This window comes from Salininema proteolyticum (genome assembly GCF_042685645.1).
Classification (GTDB): Bacteria; Actinomycetota; Actinomycetes; order Mycobacteriales; family Micromonosporaceae; genus Salininema; species Salininema proteolyticum.
The window spans coordinates 296,203-319,411 of the sequence record NZ_JBHUNX010000001.1 but is presented as its reverse complement, the minus strand read 5'-3'; the positions used below and the strand labels follow the sequence as shown (position 1 = coordinate 319,411).

Genomic DNA, 23,209 nt, shown 5'->3' with positions numbered 1-23,209 from the left:
GCGGCCCCGGCCCTCGCTCTGCGAGAGGGAAAGGCGCTAGTGCGCGTGGCCGTGGCCGTGCGCGTCCTCTTCCTCTTCCTCGGGCTTGTCGACGACCGTGACCTCGGTGGTCAGCAGCATGCCGACGATCGAGGCGGCGTTCAGCAGCGCGTTGCGCGTGACCTTCACCGGGTCGATGACGCCCTGGGCGACCAGGTCGCCGTACTCGCCGGTGGCGGCGTTGAAGCCCTCGCGGTCGCCGAGCTCGGCGACCTTGGCGGCCACGACGTCGCCCTTCTCGCCCGCGTTGAGGGCGATGCGGCGGACCGGCTCGAACAGGGCGTCGCGGACGATGTCCACGCCGAGCTTCTCGTCGGAGTCCTCGGCCTTGACGTCCTCGAGCGCCGGAAGGGCGTGCAGCAGGGCGGCTCCGCCGCCGGCGATGATGCCCTCCTCGGCCGCGGCCTTGGTCGCGTTGACCGCGTCCTCGATGCGGTGCTTGCGCTCCTTCTGCTCGACCTCGGTGGCGCCGCCGACCTTGATGACGGCCACGCCGCCGGCCAGCTTCGCCAGACGCTCCTCGAGCTTCTCGCGGTCCCACGAGGAGTCGGTCTGCTGGATCTGCACCTTGATCTGCTCGACGCGCGCGTCCACGGCGGCCTTCTCGCCGGCTCCGTCGACGATCGTCGTCTCGTCCTTGGTGATGGTGACGCGGCGGGCGGAGCCCAGCTGCGACAGCTCGACCTGCTTGAGGTCGAGGCCGACCTCGGAGGAGACGACCTCGGCGCCGGTGAGCGCGGCGATGTCGCCGAGCATGGCCTTGCGGCGGTCGCCGAAGGCCGGGGCCTTGACGGCGGCGACCTTGACGGTGCCGCGCAGGGCGTTCACCGAGAGGGTCGCCAGGGCCTGGCCCTCGACGTCCTCGGCGATGATGACCAGCGGCTTGGACTCGTTGACGACCTTCTCCAGGATCGGGAGGAGGTCCTCGATGACGGAGACCTTCGCGTTGGTGACGAGGATGTAGGGGTCCTCGTACTCGACCTTGCGGGACTCCTGGTCGGTGATGAAGTTCGGGGAGATGTACCCCTTGTCGAACTGCATGCCCTCGGTGACCTCGAGCTCGGTCTCCAGCGAGGAGCCGTCCTCGATCGAGATGACGCCCTCGGTGCCGACGGTGTCCATCGCGTTGGCGATCAGCTCGCCGATGGTGTCGTCCTGGGCGCTGATCGCGGCGGCCTGCTGGATGTGCTCGTGGCCGTTGATCTCGATGGCCTTGGACAGCAGCGCGTCGGAGACGGCGGTCGCGGCCTTGTCGATCCCGCGGCGGATGGCGATCGGGTTGCCCCCGGCGGTGACGGCCTTGACGCCGACGTGGGCCATGCTCTGAGCGAGGACGGTGGCGGTCGTGGTTCCGTCGCCGGCGACGTCGTTGGTCTTGGTGGCGACTTCCTTGACCAGCTGGGAGCCCAGGTTGGTCTCGGGGTTCTCCAGCTCGATCTCCTTGGCGATGGTCACGCCGTCGTTGGTGATCACCGGGGAACCGAAGCTCTTCTCGATGACGACGTTGCGGCCCTTGGGTCCAAGGGTGACCTTGACGGTGTCGGCGAGCTCGTCGACGCCCTGGAGAAGGTGCTTCCGCGCGTGGTCGGAGAATGAGAGTTCTTTGGCCATGTCTCTTTCCTTAGAAAAGCACTGACTTTAAAAAAGCACTGACGGGAAGAATGCACTGAGGGCCCTGCGGCGAGGCAAGGCCCTGGGTGCTTACTTCTCGACGATCGCGAGGACGTCGCGCGAGGAGAGGACGAGGTACTCCTCGTCGGCGTGCTTGATCTCGGTGCCGCCGTACTTGGAGTAGATGACCACGTCGCCGACGTTCACGTCGACGGGGATGCGGTTGCCCTTGTCGTCCACGTTGCCCGGGCCGACCGCCAGGACGGTGCCCTCCTGGGGCTTCTCCTTGGCGGAGTCGGGGATGACGATGCCCGAGGCGGTGGTGGTCTCGGCCTCGCTCGGCTGGACGACGATGCGGTCACCCAGCGGCTTGATGGCAGCCTTGCTCATGCGTTTCTCCAAACTTGAACTGGATTGCTAGCCGCCACGTTCACCGGCCTTGTCGTCGCGGTGCCAAGGCCGTAGTGGCTGGTGCGGAGGCGGCGTCACCGCCTCCATTAGCACTCTACCACCGAGAGTGCCAAGACCGTCCAGTCGGCTGGCAATCTCACGTCACGAGTGCTAATTATTGTATTGTTTCCACTGGTAGAGACGTTTTGCAAACGGGTGTGAGAAGGGGAATGCGGGTGTCGGACGAGACGTGGGAGAGGCTCGCGGACGACGCGGAGCTGCGAACGGCGGCGGCCTCCGCCTGGGCCGCCGAGGGGCACCGCGCCTCGACCGTCCTGCGGCGGCGCTGGGACGATCCGGCCCTGGTCGCGGCGGCCGTGGGGCTGGCGGAGCTGAGGGAAAGGGCCCGTTCGAAGTTCGGCGCCCGGGCCGAGGCGATGTACTTCACCCGAGCGGGCCTGGAGCAGGCGACGAGGTGGCCCGTCGCGCTGCGGCACGGCGAGCGCCTGGCCCGTTTCGCCGACGAGGCGACCGACCTGTGCGCGGGGCTGGGGACCGAGTCCCTGGCGCTGGCGAGCGCCGGGTTGCGGGTCCGCGCGGTGGAGCGGGACCCGCTGACGGCGTGGATGGCGCGGCGCAACGCCGAGGCCTGGGGCCTGGGCGACCGGATCGAGGTCGTGGAGGGCGACGCGCTAGAGGCCGAGGTGCGGGGGGCGGGGTTCGCCGATCCGGCCCGCCGCGACGGGGCCGGGCGGAAGTTCGATCCGGAGGCCTACCTTCCCCCGCTGTCGGCGGTGGCGGAGCGGTTCCGGGGCCGGCCGGCGGCCTTGAAGCTGGGTCCGGGCATCGACCGCGAGTGGGCCGACGCCCTGGGCGGCGAGGCGGAGTGGGTGTCGGTCGGCGGGGCGGTCGTGGAGGCTTGCCTGTGGTCGGGCGGGGCGGCCGAGTTCCGGCGCCGCGCCTCGCTCTGGGACGGTGAGTCCTGGCAGGAGATGGCGTCCGATGAGGTCCCGCCGGCGCCGTTCTCCGGGGAGGGCGGTGAGTTCCTGCTGGAGCCGGACGGCGCGGTGATCCGCTCCGAGCTGGTGGGGAGGCTGGCCGGCGAGCTCGGCGCCCATGTGGGGCACGAGTCGATCGCGTACCTCTACGCTCCGCGGCGGGTGGAGAGCCCCTGGGTGCAGCAGTGGCGGATCGTGGGCGAGCTGCCGTTCAAGGCCAAGGCCCTGGCCAAGGAGCTGCGGCGGAGGGACGTCGGCCGTTTGACGATCAAGCAGCGCGGGACCGGCGTCGATCCGCAGGCGCTGCGCCGGCAGTTGAAGTTGAAGGGCGGCGGGGAGGCCGTCGTCGTGCTCACGCGGGTGGGCGAGCGCCACGTGGCCTGGGAGGTCGAGGAGGTGTGAGCCTCGTCGACGGCCCGGGAGCATGGGTGTGCGGCACCGGAGTCCGCCGTGTTCGCCGCCCGGGCGGCGCGGCCGGGCGGTTCGCCGCGGAGGCGGATACCGAGTTCACCCGTGCAACCAAAACGAGTCGCCGATTGTTCAGTAGATAAGACGCGACCCGTCGGGCGGGGGGCAGTGCCCAGAGTCCCCCCGGATTACCACCGGGGGTCGCGGTCCGCTCAACCCCGAAAAGTGGAGAACACTGAAAATGGCCACCCCAATTGCCGCCGCGCTTTCGCCGCGCGCCACAATAGTGGGACCGACGCAACAGACGTTGGCAGTCGCGTCCCCTATCGACCGTGGAGTGTCCGTGCGCACCGAATCCGACTTCATTGACCTTTATGAGGCTCACTATTCGGATCTCGCCGCCCAGGTCGCCGCTTATCTCGGGGACGCCGTGGAAGCCCAGGACATGGTCCAGGAGGCCTTCCTCCGCGCGTGGCAGCGCTGGGAGAAGATCGGCGGTTACGAGCAGCCGCTGGCCTGGGTCCGCCGGGTGGCGTGGAATCTGGCCACGAACCGGCACCGGCGCCTCCAGGTGGCCCGCAAGTTCCTTCTCAAGCAGCGCGAGCCCGAGGGCGTTCCCGCCGCGAACCCCGACCACATCGCATTGCGCGACGCGCTCCAGAAGGTCGGCGCCCGCCAGCGCAAGGCGCTCGTCATGCACTATATGGCCGACATGCGGGTCGCGCAGATCGCCGAGGCGTGCGGGGTGCGGGTCGGGACGGTCAAGTCCTGGCTGCACCGCGGGCGGAAGGAGCTGGCCGAGATCCTCGGCGACGACAGGGAGTCACTGCGCCGCACCGGGGCTCCTCCGGACGACACGCACGTGCTGGCCAAGCCGGTGGACGTCGGCGACGAGCGGGGCTCCTCGCCGGACGCCGGGGCCTCGGCACGGGGGGCCGCCTCCGGGGCGCCCGACCGGGGCGAGTATTCCGCCGGGGGGCCGTCGGCCCGGGCGGGCGAATCAAAGGACCAGGGTGCGGCCGATGCCGCCAGGACACAGAGGGGAGGTAGCCGACGATGACGCAGAACGGTGACGACATCGAGAACGACGAGTTCGGCGACGAGCTGCGCCGCGCGTTCCACGCCATGCAGGCGTCCGTTTCCTCGGAGGTCGACCGTCCCGCGGTGGGCGACATCCTCTACGCCCCGCAGCGGCGCTTGCGGCGCAAGGCGGTCTCGGCCGGCGCCGTGCTGGGTGCCGGGGCGCTGCTGACCGTCGGCGGTTTCGCCGTGGCGCAGAGCCTGGGCGACCCCGACGAGATCGCCGACGACCCGCCCGTCGTGGAGAACACCGAGACCGAGAGCATCATCGGGGAGCCGGTCGTGCCGGCCGACGAGACCGCTCCGCCGGAGCAGAGCCCGAGCCCCTCCCCGAGCCTGGAGGCCGATCCCGAGAAGGAGCAGGTGGTGGAGACCATCACCTTCCGCGACTGGGAGCAGGCCGAGTGCACGGGCGGCGCCTTCCCCTACGACCCCGGGGAACGGTCCCTGGCGGTCGCCGAGGACGAGGAGGCCCCCTGGAGCGTCAGGGGCGCCGAGGTCCTCGACGCGACCGGGGACGGCGAGGACGACCTGCTGGTCACCGTCACTTGCTCGGGCCGGACCGCGCTGGGCCTGTTCACGGACTCCGACTCGCCCGTGCAGCGGGCCTGGATCTGGCGGGGCGGGACGTCCGCCGCGCTGGAGGAGGTCGGACAGACCGAGGACGGCCACCTGACCGTGGCGGTCACCGACGAGGGGGAAGAGGCCACCCACGTCCTCGCCTGGGACGGGGAGCGCTTCGAGAAGGTCGAGGACGAGCAGCCGCCGAGCCCCGACCCGTCCGACTCCGTGGAGCCGAGTGAGTCTCAGAAGGAGACCGGGGACACGGAGGGCGACCAAGAGGACTGACAGGCCCGGAGAGACGCCGAGGCGCAGGAAAGGGTAGCCTTACCTGCGCCTTTTCTCATGCCGTCATCCACCTCCCACGGAATGGAATATACTGTCTCAATATGCGGACTCAGGGCTCGCGTCGAGCAGGTCACACCGTGCGTGCGGTTATCCTGGTGAGGCCGCGTAGGAGCCGCGCCGCCGCTGGGCAGACCGCCCGCCACGGCGTAGCATCGCAGTAGCACAGCAAAAGGACATGTTGTCAAAACCGGCGTCGCAGACGCACAACACCCGCTAAGGAGCCTTTGGTGAATACCGTCCGGCAGCTCGACCGGGTAGTCATCCGTTTCGCGGGGGACTCCGGCGACGGGATGCAGTTGACAGGCGACCGCTTCACCGCCGAAACCGCCAGACTGGGCAACGACCTGTCCACTCTGCCCAACTTCCCCGCCGAGATCCGCGCCCCCGCAGGAACCCTCCCAGGCGTCTCCAGCTTCCAGATCCACTTCGCGGACTCCGACATCATGACCCCCGGCGACACGCCCGAGGTCCTCATCGCCATGAACCCCGCCGCGCTCAAGGCCAACCTTCGCGACCTCAAGCCCGGCGGCACGATCATCGTCAACACCGACGAGTTCAGCAAGCGCAACCTCTCCAAGGTCGGCTACGAGGCCAGTCCTCTGGAGGACGGCTCCCTCGAGAGCTACTACGTCCACGAGGTCCCGCTGACGTCTCTGACGATCAAGGCGCTCGAAGAGTTCGACATCGGCAAACGCGACGCCGCCCGGAGCAAGAACATGTTCGCGCTCGGCCTGCTGTCCTGGATGTACTCGCGCTCCCTGGAGACGACCGAGGAGTTCCTCCGCAAGAAGTTCTCCTCCAAGCCCGACATCGCCGAGGCCAACATCTCCGCCGTCAAGGCCGGATGGAACTACGGCGAGACCGCCGAGGCCTTCGCCGTCCGCTTCGAGGTGCCCCCGGCCGAGCTGCCGGCCGGCACCTACCGCAACATCACCGGCAACCTGGCCCTCGCGTGGGGCATCGTCGCCGCCGGAATCGCCACCGACCTCCCGGTCTTCCTGGGGGCCTACCCGATCACCCCGGCCAGCGACGTCCTCCACGAGCTGTCCAAGCACAAGCGCTTCGGCGTGACGACCGCCCAGATGGAGGACGAGATCGCCGCCGTCGGCGCCGCTCTCGGCGCCTCGTGGGGCGGCGCGCTCGGCGTGACGACGTCCTCGGGCCCGGGCATCGCGCTCAAGTCCGAGACCATCTCGCTGGGCGTGATGCTGGAGCTGCCGCTGATCGTCATCGACGTGCAGCGAGCCGGCCCCTCGACGGGCATGCCGACCAAGACCGAGCAGGCCGACCTGCTGATGGCCCACTACGGCCGCCACGGCGAGGCCCCCATCGCGATCATCGCTCCGCAGTCGCCCGCCGACTGCTACGACGCCGCCCTCGACGCGGCGCGCATAGCGACGCAGTACCGCACGCCGGTCATGCTCCTGTCGGACGGCTACCTGGCCAACGGCTCCGAGCCGTGGAACCTGCCGTCCGTCGACGACCTGCCCGACCTGAGCGTCGAGTTCGCCGGCGAGCCCAACGCCACCGACAAGGACGGCAACCCCGTCTTCCTGCCCTACCAGCGCGACCCGGAGACCCTGGCCCGTCCGTGGGCCGTGCCGGGCACGCCGGGGCTGGAGCACCGCGTCGGCGGCATCGAGAAGGCCGACGGCACGGGCAACATCTCCTACGACCCGGAGAACCACGACCACATGGTGCGCACGCGCCAGGCCAAGATCGACGGCATCGCGGTGCCGGACCTGGTCGTGGACGACCCGGACGGCGCCGACATCCTCATCGCCGGCTGGGGCTCCACGTGGGGCCCGATCGGCCAGGCGGTCAAGTCGCTGCGCGAGGAGGGCGTCAAGGTCGCGCGGACCCACTTCCGCCACCTCAGCCCGTTCCCCGCCAACACGCAGAAGGTGCTCGGCTCCTATGAGAAGGTCATCGTGCCGGAGATGAACCTCGGCCAGCTGTCGCTCCTGCTGCGCGGGAAGTTCGACGCCGGACACGTCGAGGGCTTCAACAGGGTGAGGGGACTCCCCTTCACCTCTACCGAACTGGTCACCGCAGTCAAAGAGGCGATCGAGAAATGACTGACTCCATCGAACTGACGAAGAAGCCGGCCCTCAAGGCGAAGGACTTCAAGTCCGACCAGGAGGTCCGCTGGTGCCCCGGCTGCGGCGACTACGCGATCCTCGCCGCCATGCAGTCCTTCCTGCCCGAACTGGGCCTGGAGAAGGAGAACATCGCCTTCGTCTCGGGCATCGGCTGCTCCAGCCGCTTCCCGTACTACCTGGACACCTACGGGATGCACTCCATCCACGGGCGCGCCCCGTCCATCGCCACCGGTCTCGCGACCAGCCGTCCGGACCTCTCGGTCTGGGTGGTCACCGGCGACGGCGACGCGCTGTCCATCGGAGGCAACCACCTCATCCACGCCCTGCGGCGCAACGTGAACTTCAAGATCCTGCTGTTCAACAACCGGATCTACGGACTCACCAAGGGCCAGTACTCGCCGACCTCCGAGCCGGGCAAGCTGACCAAGTCCTCCCCCGTGGGAAGCGTGGACGAGCCGTTCAACCCGCTGTCGCTGGCGCTGGGCGCCGAGGCCTCGTTCGTGGCCCGGACCCTCGACTCCGACCGCGCGCACCTGAAGGCCACCCTCAAGGCGGCCGCCGAGCACGAGGGCAGCGCCTTCGTCGAGATCTACCAGAACTGCCCGATCTTCAACGACGGCGCGTTCGAGACGCTCAAGAGCCCGCAGACGCGCGACGAGGCGCTCATCCGCCTCGACGACGGCAAGCCGATCGTCTTCGGAGACAAGGCCGTCGTCCGCTCCGGATACGGGCTCGAGGTCGTGGAGACCGACAGCGTCGCCGACAGCGACGACATCGTGGTGCACAAAGAGGACGTGGCCGACCCCGGTTACGCCTTCTCCCTGTCGCGCCTCTCGGGCACGGCCCTCGACCACACGCCGATCGGGGTGTTCCGCAACATCAAGCGGACCACCTACGACCAGGGCACGCAGGAACAGGTCGCGGAGGCCAGCGCCGGCGTCAACCGCCGCGAGGCGCTCGAGGGCCTGCTGCACTCCGGCGACACCTGGACCGTGTTGTAGGAGAAGCGGACACGGAAGACGACCTCCACGGCGGGGGCGGCGGTTCGACCGCCGCCCCCGCCGTTCTGCGTGCTCCCCGCCGTCCACAGGGCCCCGTCCCCGCCCGAGTGGACCGCCGACACCGACGACGCAGTGAGGGGTGGGGGCTAGGGGCCCCGTCCTCGCCCGAAGGGGCCGCGCCCATGGTTCGGGTTTGCAGACTGATAGGAGGGTGCCCCGTCCCCGCCCGAGGACACCACGCTCCGACGCCAGGGCCTCCCGATTCGCCGAAACGCGAGCCTCCCGCGCCGGGCGTGGCGGCGGTTTGGCACTATGGATCTATGAAACTACTCGTCAAAATCCTGGTCACGGGGTTGGCCGTCGCGATCGTCTCGTGGCTGCTCCCGGGCATCGACATGAATCTCAGCGGAGCCGGGCTGGGAGAGAAGATCCTGACCATCATCGTGATCGGCGGGATCTTCGGACTGGTCAACGCCGTCCTGAAGCCCATCATCAAGGTGGTCGGCTGCGGGTTCTACGTCCTCACCCTCGGACTGTTCGCCCTGGTGGTCAACGGGGGCCTGTTCTACCTGACCGCCTGGGTGGCCAAGAAGTTCGACCTGCCCTTCAGCATCGACAACTTCGGCTGGGCCATCCTCGGCGCCCTGCTCGTGTCGATCGTGGTGGCCATCATCAACGCCATCCTGCCCGACAAGGTCGCCTCCGAGTAGACCGCTCGGACCGGAACCGACGCTTCCAGGCCCGTCCCCGTTGCGGGGGCGGGCCTTTCGCTGTGCGGCGCACCGGCGCCCCGGACTCCGACGACGACGGAGTCGGAACAGGCCCTTCGCCGTACTCTCACCGCCGAACTCCGCATGGAGTAGCACCGGACCGGGTTCGGCTCCACGAACTTCGGCCTGCCGGCCTTCACCCTCGCCGTCATACCGGGCGCCCGTCCGACGCCGCCGTGCGGGCGTTCCCGGTTCCGCGCCTTGCAGAACCCTTAGAAACTCCGGATCGTGGAGATCTCCCGCGCCGCCCGGCGCAGCCGGTTGGTGATGAGATTGCCCCACTGGCCCATGTGCTCGGTCGGCACGGCCGTGGCCAACGACAGCGGGATCTGGCCCTGCCCCGCGTCGGGCACCAGCACCGCCGCGCAGGCGATGTCCGGCCGGTACTGCTCCATCTCCAGGTAGACGCCCTTGCGTGCGGCCTGGTCGAGATCGTAGTCGAAGTGGTTGAAGTCGGTCAGCGTGTTGCGGGTGAACGGACGCATTCCGTACTCCCCCAGGTAATTCGCCCTCTTCTGCGTGGGCAGGGTGGAGAGCAGGGCCTTGCCGAAGGCGGTGGCGTGCGCGCCCTCGTCGAAACCCACCACGAGGTCCTCCACGTGCGGACTGCGGCGCCCCTCGATCACGTCCAGGAGCGTCACGCGGCTGTCGATCATGGAGGCCACGAAGATCGAGTAACCCGTTTCAGCGACGATGCGGGTGATGTACGACTCCACGGAGACGGCGTCGGCCCGCTGCCGCATGACCTCCTTGCCCGAGCGCGGCGACTGCTTCGGCAGCCCCGCGGCCTCGGAGTGGGACACCAGCGCGTTCTGCATGACGCGCACGAGGTCCGAGTAGCGCTGCGAGACCTGCGTCCCCAGGATGAACCGGCCGTTGTCCGCGTGCACGGCGTAGCGCTCCTGGACGAGGGTCCGCAGCAGGTTGTAGGCGGTGGCTCGGTTGAGCTGGAACTGGTGGGCGATGCGCGGGGCGGTAACGCCCTCGGGGTGGCGGCCGATGTACTCCAGGATCCTCAGCGCTCGCTGCACGCTCTGTATCGTCCCGCCGCTTCCCTGCTTCTTGCTGTCCCCCATAGGTAGTAACCGTCCTAATCGATAAGGCCGCGTCGGGGCGGTCCCCGGCCTGGCGTCTTCCGAGGCGGCTTCGGCGTCTAACTATATAAACAATTGCGGTTTGTGTCATCCCTCGCGAGAGTGCAGAATTGTCAGCAAGTGGACGACGGTGAGGATCGTCGGCCACGGATCAACTCAACTCACTCGGGTGCGGCCACCCATCTGGTCGTTCCTCCAAGGGGGGTTGGTTCCCGATTCCGCAAGTGTCGGTTCAGCGGGTCGGAAACCAACCTTCCCCGTATTGAGCTGCGGCGGCGGACTCCGAGTCCCCACCCATATCGCAGTGGCCCTCTCGAGGGCCTTGCCGCCGCCGCAGCTCCTCTCCCCCTTTGGAGGGGAAAGCCTTCGGTGCTCCTGTGGTTAAGCAAACACTATACATGAGCAACCCTGTTCGAAGAACCCCCCGGACGGCGTACTCTCCGCTGAGAGTCCCAGGACATCCGTTCCCGACGCAGTGCGACGAAACCCCGATCACCGGATAAGGTAGAGGGGTGGCAACCACGGATCAAGCCCAGAGTGCACTGATGTTCACCGACCCCGAGTTCGCACAGGTCATGACGGACACGCTCGCCGAGATCGAGGCGCAGCTCCTCGCGACGGTGGACATCGAGCACCCACTCCTGCGCGAGTCGGGAGCGCACCTCATCCACGCCGGCGGCAAGCGGTTCCGACCCCTGCTGACCATGACCGCCGCGCAGCTGGGCGACCCCGGCGCCGACGGAGTGCGGGAGGCGGCCATCGCCCTGGAGCTGACCCACCTCGCCACCCTGTACCACGACGACGTCATGGACGAGGCGACCAAGCGCCGCAACGCCCCCAGCGCCAACAGCCGCTGGTCGAACTCCGTCGCCATCCTCACCGGCGACTACCTCTTCACCGAGGCCGCCCAGATCATGGCCGACCTCGGCCCCGACGCCGTCCGCTTCCAGGCCGAGACCTTCGGCCGCCTGGTGCGCGGGCAGATCAACGAGACCATCCCCAAGCCCGAGGGCATGGACCCCGTCGACTGGCACCTGGACGTGCTGGCCGAGAAGACCGGCTCGCTCATCGCCTGCTGCTCCCACTTCGGCGCGTGGCTGTCCGGCGCCCCGGCCGACCAGGTGGAGAAGGCCGCCCTCTTCGGCGAGAAGATCGGCGTCGCCTTCCAGATCTCCGACGACATCATCGACATCGCCTCGGAGCGCTCCGGCAAGACCCCGGGCACCGACCTCATGGAGGGCATCCCCACCCTCGCCGTCCTCTATGCGCTGCAAGGGGACGACCCCTCCGAGGCCCGCCTGCGCGAGCTCGTGTCCGGACCGGTGGCCCCCGAGGACCTGGAGGAGTCCCTGAAACTGCTCCGCCGGTCCGAGGCCCTGCGGCAGGCCAAGGACGTCCTGTCCCGCTACATCGCCGAGGCTCGCGCCCTGGCGGAGTCGCTTCCCGAAGGGGCGACCCGCAACGCGTTCCTCGACATCTGCGGATACATGGCCGCGCGCGACATCTAGGGAATGGAACTCGCACGCGCTCAGGCACTGTGGCGGAAACCCGGCATCTAGACGTTTTCGCGTCCGGACCTCCACCACGCGGACGACACGGGCCGGGCGGGCTCGCGGCTTTGGCGCTCAGTCCTTAAACTGGAAGCGATCACCGCTCACGCGCCGAGGGACCCCGCAGGCGCCGGGCGGTCCCCATATTTCCCGGCTCGGTATGACAGAAGGGAGGCGACGTGCGGATCCGCTTCCGGAGATCCTGGGCCTGGCTGTTCCTCGGCCTCGGTCTGTTCTCGCTGGTCTGGGTGGCCTGGCTGATGGTCACCACCCTCGAGAACGTGCTCGTCGTCCAGCTTTTCGCCTCGCTGGCCCCCATCGCGCTCGGCTGGCTCATGCTGAACCGGCCGTACTTCTACTTCCACCCCCACCCCGAACGGCACCCCGGCGGCCCCCACTCGGCCGCGGCCGACCGGTACGACCCGTACGGCGCGCCCTACGAGCCCGTCACCGCGGTCCCGGGGCGGTACGATCCCCGCGCCCCCGCCCCGTCGGGGCAGATCACCATGGCCGGACTGGGCCTCTGGCCGAACCGCTACCCCCAGCAGACCTGCGAGTGCCAGCGGCTCGAGCTGAGGGACGGCCGGGTCGTCCTCGTCTACCGCGACGGCACCGTGGAGAAGACGCCCGTGTCGGCCACCCTGGCCGACCCGGAGGACTTCCGGAGATTCACCGAAAGGATGGACAGGACCGCGGCCGACGCGACCCGTATTCCCGACCACCGGGCGCACGAGCCGTGGATAGAGCACGCCGAGACGCCGCCGACCCAGTAGGGGAACACCATGGCATACGCGAACGCAGACGAGATCTGGAGCATGATCCTGTCCGTCGACGACCGCCCCGACGGAGTCGAGAAGGTCGCCCTGCTCGAGGAGGCCGCCCAGGCCGCCGAGAGCCTCGGCGACGAGCGGCTCGTCAACTACTGCCTCGTCGACCTCGTCTCCGCCCACCGCAACTGGACCGGCACGACCGAGATGGTGCCCCACTTCGCGCGCCTCTGCGAGCGCTTCGAGGAGAGGCGCGAGACCTTCGACGACTACTCCTCGCACCGCTTCCTGTGGTCCTACCGCTGGATCGTCCAGGCCATGACCGACGACCCGGACTACTCGCTGGACCTGGTCGAGGCCGTGCTGATGGAGATGCGGACGGCCTACCTCCAGGAGGGGTACTCCGACCACGCGGGATGGTTCGAGGACATGCGCCTGGCCTACGCGATCGGCGACTGGGACAGGATGTGGAAGTCCTTCCGGGCCTCCGAGGACTGCGACCCCGACTCCATGAGCGACTGCAACGCCTGCCGGGCCTCGTTCCTGGCCGACGTCCTGTGGGACACCGACGCCTCGATGGAGGACGTGCTCGGTTTCCTGAACGCCGCCCTGGAGGTGGAGGACCAGTGCCGCCGCCAGCCGCACGAGACGTGGACGACGGCGATGTTCGCGCACGCCAGACTGGGGGACCCGGCGATGGCGCGCGAGTCGCACCTGCGGGGCTTCACCATGGCGCGCGGGCGCGTGGACCTGCTCGACCTGATCGTGGAGCACCTCCAGTTCTGCGCCGTGTCGGGCAACGAGGCCCGCGCGGTGGCGATCCTGGAGGAGCACGCCGAGGAGCTCTACGGGGACTTCAATCCCGCCATGCGCCTGGGCTTCGCCGAGGTCCTGGTGATCCTCTGCCGGCGTTTCCTCGACCTGGGCCAGCCGGAGCTGCCGCTGCCGGGGCCGGACGGGAACGAGTTCAGCGCCGCCGAGCTGGCCGAGTGGGCCGAGTCGGAGCGCGTGGCGCTGGCGGCGGAGTTCGACGCGCGCAACGGCAACGGCCATGTGGGCGAGTCGTCGGCCGGGGTGATCGAGTTCGGCACGTTCCCGGTGCCGGTTCCCATGGGCTTCAAGAACTACGCCTTCGCGCAGCAGGTCGAGGACGACGGCCTGGACGAGGCGGTCACGGAGTCGGACCTGGACATGGCCATCCTGGAGGCGCAGCGGCGCAGCGAGGACTTCCTTCCGGCGCAGACGCAGGCGTGGCAGCGGGTCGGCGCGATCGCCGACCGGCTCGGGATGGACCTGCCGGGTTCGCTCGGGGCGCAGGTGGCCTACGCGCGCACCGCGACGTCCCGGGAGTCGTACGACACCGCGCAGGAATTGGAGGCGGTGGCCGACCGGTTCGACGAGGCCGGGATGCACGGGCGCGCTCTGACGATCCGCGTGGACGCCCTGGGCGAGTCGCCGCACCTGTCCACGTACCAGGTCATGGAGACCCTCGACCTGTACCGGCGGCAGGCCGACGAGCTGCTCAACTCCGAGCGCGTCGACGACCGCGACTACTACTCGATCCGGGCGGCCACCTTGAGGATCGAGGCGCAGCGGGCGCACTACCAGGTGATCGTCGAGGACGGCGACCCCGACGCGCTGGACGAGTTGAGGCGCCGGGCGCTGGAGCTGGACGCGCTGCTGCAGTCGATCGAGCACCGCTGGGCGCACTTCCGCCGCTGCGACGTGCTGGACCTGGCCGGCGGCCTGATCGAGGACCCCGAAGAGCGCCTGAACCTCTACGAGGAGTCCTTCCAGCAGGCTCTGCTTTCGGAGAACCCCGGCGTGATCAACCGGGCGGCCATGTCGCTGTCCACCACGCACATGGCGCTGGACCAGCCGGAGTCGGCGATCCCGGTGGCGGAGAAGGGGCTCGAGGACGTCTCCCCGTTCATCCACCCGGGCTTCGTGATCACCCTGCACCACGTGCTGGCCGACGCGCACTCGTGGATGGGCGGCGAGGACGAGTCGCAGCGGGCGTGCCTGCAGATGGCCGTCCTGGGCGACCGGCACGGCATCTCCACCGGCGGGATCATCGGGCGCCACATGATGGCGCTGTCGCTGCGCCGCCAGGGCCGTCCGCTCTGCTCGGCGGAGTACCTGCAGGCCATCCTGCCGGACCTGGACGACGACGACGTCGACCGGCGCATCAACGTGCACGTCCAGTTGGCCGAGATCTACGAGGAGTGCTTCCAGCCCGAGCGGGGCATCGATCACGCCGAGGCGGCGATCCGGCTGATGGAGGAGGACGAGGAGTACCACGACCACCACGTCTACACGAACACGCTGTGGACGGCGGCGCACCTGCTGCAGGGCATGCACCGTTTCGACGAGGCGCTGGCGATGTTCCCGCGCGCCGCCGTCGGTTTCGAGGAGCACGGTTTCCTCCAGCTGTGGGCGAGGGCCTCGCGCTCGATCTCGTGGCTGTTGGTGGAGCCGCCCGGGGCGGACCCCTCGGAGCTGCCGCCGCGATCGGAGGACGACTTCACGAAGGCGCTGTCCACCATGGCCTATGTGGCCGGGCGTCTGAAGGGCGAGGTGGCGGAGGAGGACTCCGACCCCAAGTACGTCATGCAGTGCCGCATCGAGCTGGGGCACACCTTCCGGCAGCATTCGCAGCTGCTGTACCGGGCCTTCACCGACCGCCACGACCGCCTGCCGGAGACGAGGGACGAGGTGGCGCCGCTGCTGGAGCTGGAGGTCCGCGCCCGCGACGCCTACCTGGCGGCCGATCCGCCGTTCACGTCGCTGGCGGTGGAGGCGGTGGAGAGCGCCATGAACCTGCTCTACAGCGTCAACGCGGTCAACGAGGCCACCGTGCTGGGCAACGACATGCTCGGCCGGCTGAGCGCCGACGACTGGGACCTGGGCGAGAACATCCGCATCTGGTGCATGGAGGGCTGACCGGGCGGGGCAGCGCTGATCCTGTCGGGCGGTCCCGGTTCCGCGACCGCGCGCCCGCCGTCGCTCACAGCGTGGAAGCTCCGTCCCGGCGCCGGGAGGGGCCGAGGACCGCGCGCAAGGCGGAAGTGGCGCGCCCGACCTTCTCGCCGTCGAAGCAGTGGGCCGAGGGCCGCGCATGAGGCGGAAGTCCTCGGCGTTTCCGCTGGTGGAAAAAGAATGGACCTTTGCTTGAGGTATTGCTATCTTTTACTTGTCTCTGTTGGAGCCCCACTCGGTGGGGCGTGGTCAGAAAGGAGGTGCCGTTCCGATGATCTTCGTTGAGCGGACGCTTCCTCTTAAGGAAGTCAAGTAACAGATCACCGCTGCACGCGACGGGGCGACGGCCTCGGCGGCGGTGCGTCTTCAGACCTCTGCGGAAGCGTCCGCATGCGAAGGGGGCCGGCAAGCTAGCTGCCGGCCCTTTCCCGTGCCCGGCGAAAGCCGTCGCCGGGCCGCCCGGTCCACCCGGTAAGGTTCTCACGTGTGAACCGAGCCCGACCCAAGCAGGAACGCTCCCGACAGACCCGGAAGCAGGTCCTGGACGCCGCCGCGAAGGCCTTCGCCGACACGGGGTACAAATCCACCACGGTGGCCCGCATCGCGGCCGACGCCGACGTCACCAAAGGCGCGCTGACCTTCCACTTCGCCTCCAAGGGGGACATCGCCTCGGCGATCGTGGCCCTCTTCTACGAGCGGTGGCCTCCCCGCATCCCCGAGTTCCGGTCGGCGCACCCCCGGGCCCTGGACACCGTGTGGGCCATCCTCCGCGAACTGGCCGTGGAGTTCCGCGACCAGACGATCGTCCGCGCCGCCACCCGTCTCCAGGCCGAGCGCGACTTCATCGACGTGGAGCTGCCGACGCCATTCGTGGACTGGACGTCCCAGCTGACCGCCCTCTACACTGAAGCGGCGGAAGCCGGAGAGCTCCGGACGGGCGTCGTTCCCGAAGAGATCGCGCGGGTGACCGTCTCGGCCTTCTACGGGGCCCAAGAGGTGTCGCGGACCCTCCACGGCCGCTCGGACATCGTGGAGCGGATCGACGAGCTGATCCTCATGCTCCGGCTGGCCGCCGACCCCGACGAACCCGCTTAGGAGACCTCATGGACCTCGCCCTCTGGATCGCCGCCTTCGTCCTCGCGGCCGGATTCCTGCCCGCCGGACTGATGAAGGCGTCCCTCTCGCGAGAGACGCTGGTGGAGAAGGGAATGGCCTCGCTCGGTTCCCTCCCCCGCGGGGCGGTGAAGCTGCTGGGCCTGGTCGAGGTGCTGGGCGCCCTCGGCGTCCTCCTGCCCGGGCTGACCGGGATCGCGACGGTCCTGACGCCCTTGGCGGCCGCCGGGCTCGCCGTGATCATGGTCGTCGCCGTGGCCGTCCACCTGCGGCGCCGCGAGTTCGACCGCTTGGCGGTCCCCGCGGTGCTGCTCGTCCTGGCGGTGTTCACCGTCTGGGGCCGGTTCGGACCCTACGCCTTCTAAAGGGGGCCGGCGCGCGGACGCCGGCCCGTCCTCATGTCCGTTCGACGTCAGTCGTACAGGGACTCGCGGATCTGGCCGAAGAACTCGCCCTCATCGTTGTCGTTGGACAGCTCCCATGCCCAGACGCCTCCGAGTCCCTTCTCCATGGCCCAGTCGACCTTGAGGGCCACGGTCTCGACCGAGTCGTAGCTCCACCAGTCCTCGCCGTTCCAGCAGTGCGCGGTGCCTCCGTCGACGCCGTTGGCCGGGCACCGCTCGCTGATCCAGTTCCAGTCGGCGTAGCCGGGATCGGTCTCGTACTGGCCCTCGGCCAGTCCCGTGGCGCTGGAGCCGACGGCCGGGTCGTCCACGCCGGTCCAGCCCTGTGCGGCCAGGCTGAAGCCCAGGTTGAGCTTTTCCGGGTCCATGCCGTGGTCGAGGTACCAGTCCACGGTCTCCTCGATGGAGAGCGGCTCGGCGGGCTGCCCCTCCGTCCAGTACAGCGGAGCGTGGTTGCCGATCCGCTCCGGCTCCCACGAACCGTGGTAGTAGTAGCTCAGCATGTTGTAGTGGTCGGCGTACTCGGAGGCCCCCACCCAGTCGGTGCTGTCGAGGTGGTTGCCCTCCCACGTGTTCACCGGGGTGGCGACCGAGATCACCGCGTCCTCGCCGAGAGCCCGGCGCAGTTCGCGGAGCATGTCCACCATGACGCCGGGACCCGACTCATCGCAGTACGTTCCCCAGCCGGGGCAGAAGTTCGGGGTCTTCCAGTCGATGTCGACGCCGTCGAACAGGCCCTCCCAGCGGGGGTCCTCGATCAGGGCGGCGCAGGAGTCGGCGAAGGCGGCCCATTCGCCGTCCACGTCGGAGAAGCCCTGGCTCCACGTCCCTCCGCCGACCGAGAGCGTCACGGACAGGTGCGGGTAGAGCTCTTTGAGCTTGAGCAGCTGGTTGAAGTGCCCCTTCAGCTCCTGGTCAGGGTCGTCGGCGACGCCGTCGACGGAGTGCTCGGCGTCTATGGGCATCTCCCAGTCGGCGTCGGTGTTCGGGTCGAGCACGCACTCGCCGTCCTGGACGCCCGCGAAGGCGTACATGATCGTAGTGAGGTTCTCGGCGTTGCCGGACTCGGCGATGTCCGCGACCCAGTAGTCGCGGTCGCCGTAACCCCAGTAGGAGAAGTACGCGAAGGAGGCCTTCGGGCGGCAGTCGCCGACTCTCCGCCACGACTTGTCCGTGCCGGGCTCGACGTCGCGACTGGACCGCTTGGCGCGGTACTCCACGCCGTGGAGGCTGGCGCGGTCGTGCTTGTCGTAGTCCTCGGCGCGGAGCCAGGGCTCGGAGCAGTCGGGGAGGTCCTTGTCGGGCTTGGCGATCGCCGGCGGCGCGGCCGACAGCGCCAGCGACCCGAGCACCACCGCCAGGGACACTGTGAGCAGCTTGCGGAGTCTCATGGGAGCCTTTCCTGAGAAAACACCATTAAATAAAGAAACTTATCTACTAAAATGGTGGGAAACACCCTCGGGGTCAAGGCCTTCCGGAAATCGTTACCCTTCTGCAACGCCCGTTGGGCGTCTACGGCACTCGCAGCGGCGCCCTCCTCCCCTGACAGCGCGGCCGCCGTGCCGACGCGAGGTATCGTGGCCGGCATGGAACGGTTCGAAGTGGCGCCGGGAGCGGTGTTCGTCCCCGACTACCTCGACATGGACCTCCAGCGGGAACTGCTGGCCGCCTGCCGCGCCTGGGCCTCGGGCCCGGCCGGGATGCGGACCGTCCGCACTCCAGGCGGCGGCGCGATGTCCGCCAAGCAGGTGTGCCTCGGGTGGCACTGGTACCCCTACAAGTACGCGCCCACCGTCGAGGACGGCGACGGCCGGCCCGTGAAACCCTTCCCCGAATGGCTGGGGCGCTTGGCGAACGAGGCCGTCGCGGCGGCCTACGGGCCGGGGGCTCCCGCGGACCGCTACGACATCGCCGTGGTCAACTTCTACGACGGCGACGCGCGCATGGGCATGCACCGCGACCAGGAAGAGAAATCCCTGGCGCCGGTCGTGTCCTTCAGCCTGGGCGACTCGTGCACGTTCCGCTTCGGGAACACCGAGACTCGGACGCGACCCTACCGGGACGTCGAACTGCACAGCGGCGACCTGTTCGTCTTCGGCGGCGCCTCCCGCCTGGCCTTCCACGGCGTCCCCAGGGTCCGGCCCGGAACCTCGCCGCAAGAGCTGGATTTGAAGGGCCGCTTGAACATCACCCTCCGCGTCAGCGGATTCGACCGCCCCGCCGGAACATAGCGGCGGGGCCGTCGACGAATCGACGGCCCCGCGCGTTCCACTCAGTGCGCCGAGGCGGTTCAGTCCACGGGCGCGACGCGGATGAGGTTGCCGTCGGGGTCGGCGGCCAGGAACGTCCTCCCGAACGGAGCGTCCTCGGGCTCCGACACGATCGTCACGCCCTTCGCCTTCCACTCCTCGTACGTCGCGTCGACCGATGCCGGAGCGCCTTCGACCGCCAGGCACACCTCGCTGGTGCGGCCGACCGCCTCGGCGAGGACCTTCTCGTCATAAGGCCTCCACAGCGCGAGATGCATCCCGGAGACGAGCTCGAAGGAGATGAAGCCCGGCGTCTCGATGCTCGGCTTCATGTCGAAGAGGTCGCCGTAGAAGCGGGCGGCCTCGGGAGCGTCGCTGACATAGACGATGAACATGTTCGGTGCGGTCATCGGAATCTTCCTCTCAATTTTCGCTGTCGGGGCCACCCTAGGACGAGAACATGACAGATCCCGTCATGTTCTCTGAGAAAATGGGCGCATGACTCCGGATCGTTTCTTCACCCTGCTGCTGGCGCTCCGAACCCGGCCGACGACCACCGTCGCCGTCCTGGCCGAAGAGGCCGGGGCGTCGGAGCGGACGGTGATCCGGGACCTGCACTGGCTGCAGGACGCCGGATTCCCCGTCCTGCTGCGGCGCGGCCGGTACGGCGGAGTGTCCATGCTGCCCGGCGGCGCGCTCGACACCTCCCGCCTGACCCCCGGCGAGCGCGAGCATCTGGCGCTGGCGGGGCTCGACAGGGCCCAGCGCGAGCGTCTGGGGGTCGAGGGCGTCAGCGACCGGGCCCTGCGCAAGGTCGCCGGCACGCGCTCGGCGGACGGACTGGTGCCCATAGGCGAAGTGGTCGTGAGCGACAACCGTCCGTGGTTCGGGCCCGAGGCCGAGGGGGTGTCCCCGGCGGAGATCGTCGGCGACCTGCGGCGGGGAGTGCGCCTGAAGGTCGAGTACCGGCGCTCGGACGGGACGGTGCGGGAGAGGACCGTCGATCCCTATGGGCTGCTGGTGAAGGGCGGTCGCTGGTATCTGGTGGCGGACATGGCCGGGGAGCCCCGGCTGCTCGGCATGCAGCGGATCATCCGGTGGGAGCCGCTGGCCTCGCGGCGGCGCCTGCGCCGGGGAGCGGGTCTGGCGGAGGTCGCCGCCGAGCTGACGTCGGGCTGGGAGGCCCAGGGTGACAAGGTGATGCGGCTGAGGATCAAAGAGGACCGGGTGGAGTTGGCCAAGAGGATGATCGGCATGCGGCTCTCGCTGTGCGGGGATGGCGGGAGTACCGGGGGTGTTGCCGGAGACGGGCGCCCGGTGGAACCCGGCTGGGTCGAGGCGGAGCTGCGCTACCGCGTGGCCGACGACGTGCGACAGGTCCTGGCCTTCGCCGACAGCATCGAGGTCGTCGGGCCGCCGGAGGCCAGGGAGAAGGCTAAGGAGCTGGCCGAGCGCATTCTCGGGCAGTACGTTTGAGGCCCCTCTCCCGCACTGCGCCGGCTTCGAGAACGGGGAGGCGTCGCGCCTCGTCGCGGCGCGTCGCGGCCGAGTACTGTCGTTGGGGACGAGGTCATCGGCGGTGACTCGGGCGCGGCGGTGTCGCGGCGCCGACCCGCTTCGACGCCGCGAGGTGCTTCCCGGCTTTTCAGTCGGACAGGGCGCTCGCCTGTCCGGTCTCGAACCTCTCGACCTTCCCGTCGTTGACGGTGAAGTCCCAGTAGGTGTCCATGTGCCCCCAGGTCTCGTCGTCGATGGAGATCATGAGGCGCGATCCGCCGTTGCGCTCGTCCTCCACCGCCAGGCGGGCCTTCGAGGCGATGAGGTTCCGGTCCACCCAGGTGCGGGCGTCCCGTTCACTGCCGTCGTCGCTGACGGTGAACTGGTCGGTCAGTGTCTCGTAGACGGCGGCTCGATCGCCGGAGTTGACGGCGTCGATGAAGGCCTTGACGGCCGGCTCTGTCGGTTCCATGGCAGACATCGTAATGGCCCGGTCCGGGCCGAGGCGGGCTTTTCGCCGGACCGTCTCATTGCTTCACCCGTAATTACCTGCGCGTATATATCCGCTGCGGAGACGTGGGATTGTCTCGGAGGACCGCTCGTCGTATCGGCCCGGCGGAAATCGCGGGGCTTCCGTTCACGGCATCGGAATCGAATGCGGCATTCGTGATCAGATCTGGCGGGCCCACCCGATGACGAGCAGTACGGTCAGAGTTCCGATGAGAACGGTGAGCGGCCATGCCCACCATGAAGTCTCGCCTAGGCGAAGGGGCGCAGAGATGTTCCTGCCCAGTCCTCCGATGCCGGCGAGCGCGAGCAGTATGGCCGCCTGGAAAACGAGGGACAAGAGGAAATGGGTCAACCAGGCGCCCGCGAGTGTCGGGCCGCCCCAGGAATCGTCGTACGGACCGGAGTCGAAAAAGCCGTACAGTGCGCCCCTCGCGAATGTCAGCAGCAGGAATCCTGCCAGGACGATGCTCACGGTACCGAGCAGCAGCCGGCCGAGGGCGATGATCGAGCGGCGGACGGGAGACGCGTCGCCATTCGTCCTTCGCCGCAAGGCGGTCGGAACCAGAAGTACGGCTTCTAGGCCGAGGGCCCCACACTGGCGGAGGAGCCGGGAGATACGCAGCATGCTCCGATACTATGCCGCCTCCCCCACTCATCGTGACAGATGATCCGGCTCTTGCGCGACGGTCATCTTGCTCTTTGACATCCTCCCGAGAATGAACGCCCGGGGATTCCCGGCTTGGTTAGCGTGGGACGCCAACGCTACGGGAGGGTTCCTGCTACTTTCCCTGTCGGGCGTTGTGACCTGTGCCGGGCGTCCCCGGTCTTACCTGGTCTCCACAGGCGTTTCGGGTGTCCGCATGTCCTGTGGCCACCAGTCGTTTGCCTTCACGGCGAATGTTGAGTTCAGCGTTGGCGTCCCGGTCATGGACCGCCCCGCATCCGCACGCCCGACGCCGGACCTACAAGCCTTCCAGGCCGGTCGGTCCGGTCAGTGTCTCGTAGACGGCGGCTCGGTCGCCGGAGTTGACGGCGTCGATGAAGGCCTTGACGGCCGGCTCTGTCGGTTCCATGGCAGACATCGTAATGGCCCGGTCCGGGCCGAGGCGGGTTTTTCGCGGGACCGTCTCACAGCTTCATCCGTAATTACCTGCGCGTATGAACGGTTCACGGCTTCTCGAGGATGTCCCGGAGGACCTCCTCGTAATCGTCGACCGTCGGAGGATCGTCGGTCACGAGGGCCTGGATCAGCATCCCGTCCACCGCGGCGGCCAGGGCGCGGACGCGGGCCGGGGAGTCGGTGTGGCTTCGGGCGAATGCCGCCAAGGCGTCCGTCCAATTCGCTGTGGCCTTGCGCAGTTCGGGGCGCCGCGAGGCCAAAAGGAATAGTTCGAACTCGGCCACCAGGTGGACCGGGGCCGCCACCGCGCGCGCCATCTGCTCCGCGAACCCGCGGAGCCCGGCCTCGCCGGACTCCGCCAGGTCGCGGACGTAGGCGGCGTCCTCCTCCATGCACTGGGTCAGGGCGGCCGTCAGCAGGTCGTCGATGGCCTTGTAGTAGTAGGCCGCGGCGGTCGGCTGGAGGCCCGCCTCCCTGGCCACGGCGCGATGGCTCACGCCGGCCACGCCTTCGCGGGCCACGATCGAGATGGTGGCCGCGATCAGCTCTCGTCGGCGCTGCTCGCCTTTGGCCAGGCGGCCGTCGGTGGTCTTCTCGCTCACTGCCTGAGGTTCCGTT

General features: G+C 68.9%; 21 protein-coding genes. 13 read left to right on the top strand and 8 right to left on the bottom strand.

Annotated elements, in window-relative coordinates; all coding sequences use genetic code 11:
• Positions 1 to 36: 36 nt before the first annotated feature.
• Both groL and groES read right to left on the bottom strand, forming a co-directional pair.
• A complete protein-coding gene (gene groL / locus ACFTE1_RS01420; protein ID WP_380620116.1) occupies positions 37 to 1,650 on the bottom strand; it encodes a chaperonin GroEL in 1,614 nt (537 codons plus the stop codon).
• 90 nt (positions 1,651 to 1,740) lie between these two features.
• On the bottom strand, positions 1,741 to 2,040 hold the full coding sequence (gene groES / locus ACFTE1_RS01415; protein WP_380620114.1) for a co-chaperone GroES: 300 nt from the start codon (positions 2,038 to 2,040) through the stop codon (positions 1,741 to 1,743).
• A gap of 230 nt (positions 2,041 to 2,270) precedes the next feature.
• Between groES and ACFTE1_RS01410 the strand changes: the two genes are divergently transcribed.
• The 6 genes from ACFTE1_RS01410 (at position 2,271) to ACFTE1_RS01385 (ending at position 9,248) form a co-directional block, all read left to right on the top strand.
• Positions 2,271 to 3,440: a THUMP-like domain-containing protein gene (locus ACFTE1_RS01410; RefSeq protein WP_380620503.1), complete on the top strand. Its 1,170-nt coding sequence runs from the start codon at positions 2,271 to 2,273 to the stop codon at positions 3,438 to 3,440.
• A 349-nt stretch (positions 3,441 to 3,789) separates the two neighbouring features.
• Positions 3,790 to 4,506 (top strand): RNA polymerase sigma factor, encoded by a 717-nt coding sequence (locus tag ACFTE1_RS01405; protein ID WP_380620112.1) that lies wholly within the window; start codon positions 3,790 to 3,792, stop codon positions 4,504 to 4,506.
• Entirely contained in the window at positions 4,503 to 5,375 is an 873-nt protein-coding gene (locus tag ACFTE1_RS01400) for a hypothetical protein (protein WP_380620109.1), read from the top strand. Before ACFTE1_RS01405 ends, ACFTE1_RS01400 begins: the two co-directional genes overlap by 4 nt.
• A gap of 287 nt (positions 5,376 to 5,662) precedes the next feature.
• Positions 5,663 to 7,513: a 2-oxoacid:acceptor oxidoreductase subunit alpha gene (locus ACFTE1_RS01395; protein WP_380620106.1), complete on the top strand. Its 1,851-nt coding sequence runs from the start codon at positions 5,663 to 5,665 to the stop codon at positions 7,511 to 7,513.
• Positions 7,510 to 8,538, top strand: a complete 1,029-nt coding sequence (locus tag ACFTE1_RS01390) for a 2-oxoacid:ferredoxin oxidoreductase subunit beta (RefSeq protein WP_380620103.1) — start codon at positions 7,510 to 7,512, stop codon at positions 8,536 to 8,538. The genes ACFTE1_RS01395 and ACFTE1_RS01390 overlap by 4 nt, the downstream gene beginning before the upstream one ends.
• A gap of 320 nt (positions 8,539 to 8,858) precedes the next feature.
• The gene (locus ACFTE1_RS01385; protein WP_380620101.1) at positions 8,859 to 9,248 is read left to right on the top strand and encodes a phage holin family protein; all 390 of its coding nucleotides are present in this window, start codon (positions 8,859 to 8,861) and stop codon (positions 9,246 to 9,248) included.
• 272 nt (positions 9,249 to 9,520) lie between these two features.
• Here the strand turns inward: ACFTE1_RS01385 and ACFTE1_RS01380 are convergent, their stop codons facing one another.
• Positions 9,521 to 10,384, bottom strand: a complete 864-nt coding sequence (locus ACFTE1_RS01380; protein WP_380620098.1) for an IclR family transcriptional regulator — start codon at positions 10,382 to 10,384, stop codon at positions 9,521 to 9,523.
• Between the two features lie 563 nt (positions 10,385 to 10,947).
• On the opposite strand from ACFTE1_RS01380, the gene ACFTE1_RS01375 reads away from it, so the two are divergent.
• From ACFTE1_RS01375 to ACFTE1_RS01355, 5 genes are all read left to right on the top strand, one after another.
• A complete protein-coding gene (locus tag ACFTE1_RS01375) occupies positions 10,948 to 11,910 on the top strand; it encodes a polyprenyl synthetase family protein (RefSeq protein ID WP_380620096.1) in 963 nt (320 codons plus the stop codon).
• Between the two features lie 221 nt (positions 11,911 to 12,131).
• Entirely contained in the window at positions 12,132 to 12,725 is a 594-nt protein-coding gene (locus tag ACFTE1_RS01370) for a hypothetical protein (RefSeq protein WP_380620093.1), read from the top strand.
• A 9-nt stretch (positions 12,726 to 12,734) separates the two neighbouring features.
• The gene (locus tag ACFTE1_RS01365) at positions 12,735 to 15,662 is read left to right on the top strand and encodes a hypothetical protein (protein WP_380620090.1); all 2,928 of its coding nucleotides are present in this window, start codon (positions 12,735 to 12,737) and stop codon (positions 15,660 to 15,662) included.
• A 522-nt stretch (positions 15,663 to 16,184) separates the two neighbouring features.
• Entirely contained in the window at positions 16,185 to 16,793 is a 609-nt protein-coding gene (locus ACFTE1_RS01360; RefSeq protein WP_380620088.1) for a ScbR family autoregulator-binding transcription factor, read from the top strand.
• An 8-nt stretch (positions 16,794 to 16,801) separates the two neighbouring features.
• Positions 16,802 to 17,176, top strand: coding sequence for a DoxX family protein (locus ACFTE1_RS01355; RefSeq protein ID WP_380620085.1), 375 nt, complete (start codon positions 16,802 to 16,804; stop codon positions 17,174 to 17,176).
• Positions 17,177 to 17,223: 47 nt separating this feature from the next.
• Here ACFTE1_RS01355 and ACFTE1_RS01350 read toward each other — a convergent pair whose 3' ends face one another.
• A complete protein-coding gene (locus tag ACFTE1_RS01350) occupies positions 17,224 to 18,606 on the bottom strand; it encodes a glycoside hydrolase family 18 protein (protein WP_380620083.1) in 1,383 nt (460 codons plus the stop codon).
• A 195-nt stretch (positions 18,607 to 18,801) separates the two neighbouring features.
• Between ACFTE1_RS01350 and ACFTE1_RS01345 the strand changes: the two genes are divergently transcribed.
• Entirely contained in the window at positions 18,802 to 19,446 is a 645-nt protein-coding gene (locus ACFTE1_RS01345; RefSeq protein ID WP_380620080.1) for an alpha-ketoglutarate-dependent dioxygenase AlkB, read from the top strand.
• A gap of 59 nt (positions 19,447 to 19,505) precedes the next feature.
• Here ACFTE1_RS01345 and ACFTE1_RS01340 read toward each other — a convergent pair whose 3' ends face one another.
• Positions 19,506 to 19,874 carry a VOC family protein gene (locus tag ACFTE1_RS01340; protein WP_380620078.1) on the bottom strand — a complete coding sequence of 123 codons (369 nt, stop codon included), beginning with the start codon at positions 19,872 to 19,874 and terminating at the stop codon, positions 19,506 to 19,508.
• An 88-nt stretch (positions 19,875 to 19,962) separates the two neighbouring features.
• Between ACFTE1_RS01340 and ACFTE1_RS01335 the strand changes: the two genes are divergently transcribed.
• On the top strand, positions 19,963 to 20,940 hold the full coding sequence (locus ACFTE1_RS01335; RefSeq protein WP_380620075.1) for a helix-turn-helix transcriptional regulator: 978 nt from the start codon (positions 19,963 to 19,965) through the stop codon (positions 20,938 to 20,940).
• Between the two features lie 169 nt (positions 20,941 to 21,109).
• On the opposite strand, the gene ACFTE1_RS01330 is transcribed toward ACFTE1_RS01335, so the two are convergent.
• The 3 genes from ACFTE1_RS01330 to ACFTE1_RS01320 all read right to left on the bottom strand — a co-directional run bounded on the left by ACFTE1_RS01330 (position 21,110) and on the right by ACFTE1_RS01320 (position 23,193).
• Positions 21,110 to 21,433 carry a nuclear transport factor 2 family protein gene (locus ACFTE1_RS01330; protein ID WP_380620073.1) on the bottom strand — a complete coding sequence of 108 codons (324 nt, stop codon included), beginning with the start codon at positions 21,431 to 21,433 and terminating at the stop codon, positions 21,110 to 21,112.
• 198 nt (positions 21,434 to 21,631) lie between these two features.
• The gene (locus tag ACFTE1_RS01325; RefSeq protein ID WP_380620071.1) at positions 21,632 to 22,096 is read right to left on the bottom strand and encodes a hypothetical protein; all 465 of its coding nucleotides are present in this window, start codon (positions 22,094 to 22,096) and stop codon (positions 21,632 to 21,634) included.
• Positions 22,097 to 22,638: 542 nt separating this feature from the next.
• Positions 22,639 to 23,193 (bottom strand): TetR/AcrR family transcriptional regulator, encoded by a 555-nt coding sequence (locus tag ACFTE1_RS01320; RefSeq protein WP_380620069.1) that lies wholly within the window; start codon positions 23,191 to 23,193, stop codon positions 22,639 to 22,641.
• Positions 23,194 to 23,209: the final 16 nt, after the last annotated feature.

Coding starts and splice junctions, on each gene's coding strand:
- ACFTE1_RS01400 (WP_380620109.1), top strand. CDS start 4,503: ATGACGCAGAACGGTGACGACATCGAGAACGACGAGTTCGGCGACGAG.
- ACFTE1_RS01355 (WP_380620085.1), top strand. CDS start 16,802: ATGGACCTCGCCCTCTGGATCGCCGCCTTCGTCCTCGCGGCCGGATTC.
- ACFTE1_RS01335 (WP_380620075.1), top strand. CDS start 19,963: ATGACTCCGGATCGTTTCTTCACCCTGCTGCTGGCGCTCCGAACCCGG.
- ACFTE1_RS01345 (WP_380620080.1), top strand. CDS start 18,802: ATGGAACGGTTCGAAGTGGCGCCGGGAGCGGTGTTCGTCCCCGACTAC.
- groES (WP_380620114.1), bottom strand. CDS start 2,040: ATGAGCAAGGCTGCCATCAAGCCGCTGGGTGACCGCATCGTCGTCCAG.
- ACFTE1_RS01325 (WP_380620071.1), bottom strand. CDS start 22,096: ATGCTGCGTATCTCCCGGCTCCTCCGCCAGTGTGGGGCCCTCGGCCTA.
- ACFTE1_RS01330 (WP_380620073.1), bottom strand. CDS start 21,433: ATGGAACCGACAGAGCCGGCCGTCAAGGCCTTCATCGACGCCGTCAAC.
- ACFTE1_RS01375 (WP_380620096.1), top strand. CDS start 10,948: ATGTTCACCGACCCCGAGTTCGCACAGGTCATGACGGACACGCTCGCC.
- ACFTE1_RS01380 (WP_380620098.1), bottom strand. CDS start 10,384: ATGGGGGACAGCAAGAAGCAGGGAAGCGGCGGGACGATACAGAGCGTG.
- ACFTE1_RS01365 (WP_380620090.1), top strand. CDS start 12,735: ATGGCATACGCGAACGCAGACGAGATCTGGAGCATGATCCTGTCCGTC.
- ACFTE1_RS01340 (WP_380620078.1), bottom strand. CDS start 19,874: ATGACCGCACCGAACATGTTCATCGTCTATGTCAGCGACGCTCCCGAG.
- ACFTE1_RS01410 (WP_380620503.1), top strand. CDS start 2,271: ATGCGGGTGTCGGACGAGACGTGGGAGAGGCTCGCGGACGACGCGGAG.
- ACFTE1_RS01350 (WP_380620083.1), bottom strand. CDS start 18,606: ATGAGACTCCGCAAGCTGCTCACAGTGTCCCTGGCGGTGGTGCTCGGG.
- groL (WP_380620116.1), bottom strand. CDS start 1,650: ATGGCCAAAGAACTCTCATTCTCCGACCACGCGCGGAAGCACCTTCTC.
- ACFTE1_RS01385 (WP_380620101.1), top strand. CDS start 8,859: ATGAAACTACTCGTCAAAATCCTGGTCACGGGGTTGGCCGTCGCGATC.
- ACFTE1_RS01390 (WP_380620103.1), top strand. CDS start 7,510: ATGACTGACTCCATCGAACTGACGAAGAAGCCGGCCCTCAAGGCGAAG.